Annotated in this window: 3 protein-coding genes; all 3 read right to left on the bottom strand. The window is 31.2% G+C overall.

What is annotated here, in order from left to right:
- Window positions 1–681 (bottom strand): ATP-binding cassette domain-containing protein (locus AMDU4_RS06945; RefSeq protein ID WP_290704494.1); only part of this gene is annotated, 681 nt, incomplete at its 3' end.
- On the bottom strand, window positions 671–1,507 hold the full coding sequence (locus tag AMDU4_RS06940; RefSeq protein WP_021787272.1) for a hypothetical protein: 837 nt from the start codon (window positions 1,505–1,507) through the stop codon (window positions 671–673). The genes AMDU4_RS06945 and AMDU4_RS06940, both read right to left, overlap by 11 nt.
- Window positions 1,508–1,525: 18 nt before the next feature.
- Window positions 1,526–1,774 (bottom strand): hypothetical protein (locus AMDU4_RS06935; protein ID WP_290704491.1); only part of this gene is annotated, 249 nt, incomplete at its 5' end.

Raw genomic sequence — 1,774 nt, 5'->3', positions numbered from 1 at the left:
ACTATTTAAAATATCATTATCATTAGATGACACTTCAATCATATTTTTATTAAATTTGTATTTTATTTCCTCTAATACATTATTATTTATATAAAATATTCTATTGGCGATATCTGCTAATTCCCTTAAATCATGCGATGCAATTAAAATTGATGTGCCTTTCTCATTAATTTTTATGATCATTTCCTGCATTGCTTTTATGGCAGTTACATCAACGTTTGAAAATGGCTCATCGGCAAATATCAGCTTTGGTTTATGGATAACAGAAATAATAAATGCAAGCCTTTTTAAATATCCCGATGATAAATCTTTTATTTTATAATTATACACCTCTCGAATTCCAGATAAATTTATTATTTCATCATCTATTTTTGTTTTGTATATAGCAGAAACAATTCTTATGTAATCCATTACCATAACGTTGCCTGGGAAAGCTGGTTTATCCTCAACAAATCCAATAAGTTGCTTTACCTCGCTAATTTTTTTGCCAAGTATTTTGATTTTTCCTTTGTAATTATTCCTTAACCCGCAGCACATTTCTATAAATGTTGTTTTGCCGTAACCATTTGGGGCAACAAGCGCTATTATCCCGGGCATAATTTCTATATTTACGTTTTTAAGGATTACTTTATCTCCATAACTTTTATTTAGATTTTCACATTTTATTATATTATTTCCCATTTTTATGACCTTTTTTTCTATGTTTTCTATAAGCACTGATAGACATTATAATCACTGCAGGAACTATGACAAAAAATCCTATGGAAAAACCAACAACAAGATAAACTAGGCCAACATATAGCCAGTCGACTGGAAAAACAACTATATTTGTTTTATCCAGAAATAAATTCATCCCAATTGGATATGAAGTGTTATTGTAAAAAGCCCCAGTTATATTCGCTAAAATTGGATCCCCTAGATCGTACATAGAATGCAGCAGGTGAGAGTGAGCATCATAGGCAACCCCAACAGAACTTGCTCCGCGCGAGGAGTTTTTATTAAATGAAGAATATAAGCATATCCCCATATGGTACATATATACACCACCTGTAGTGATCATGCTGTGTGTAATATCTTTCTTTGAATAATTTTCTATTTGTTTTCCTTCTTGCATTAATGTTTGAGAGTTCGGGTTATAAAAAAATGGCAGTATAATTCTTGAATTGTTATAATAAAAACCGTTTCCGGTTCTATTTATTATTCTGTTAGTAGTTATTTCTGCCATATGCTCGCTACTATTACAACTGTTATTATAATTAAGATGCATATTAATTAGTATATCCTTACTTTCTGAAGTTATATTTAAATATCCAGATGTATCTTCATTGTAAATACCATTATTGACAATTGTATAGTTTTCATAGGTACCAGCTTTATAGGGTTTTACTTTGTTATCAAGTATAAAATATATGTGGCTATTGTGTACAGTAAATATTCCTGAAATAGGAATTCCCACTATTAAAATGATTATTAAAATAGCAATAATTTTATTTTTTCTTTGCATCATAAACTATGCACCAATAAATTATAATTTACATTCACCCCATGCCATACCCGGGATTCCTCGACCGTATGAGTTGGGTTTAACTGTGACTGTTGAATGATAATGCTCTGTTATGGATATATACCAGATACCAACATGATACCCAACATTTCCATATGCTATCCACTTATTTGCTTTTGGACTTCCCCATCCCGGGGTGTGAACATGTATCCAGCTTAGGTATGGAACGATTGCATGAGCACTACTTATGGGATCGTAGCCATGTATAAA

The organism is Ferroplasma sp. Type II, from assembly GCF_000496155.1.
Note: the sequence above shows the minus strand (reverse complement) of the source record. Positions and strands in the feature narration are given on the sequence as shown.

Excerpts from the sequence above, each read along its gene's own strand:
- AMDU4_RS06940 (WP_021787272.1), bottom strand. The coding sequence starts at position 1,507 with ATGATGCAAAGAAAAAATAAAATTATTGCTATTTTAATAATCATTTTA.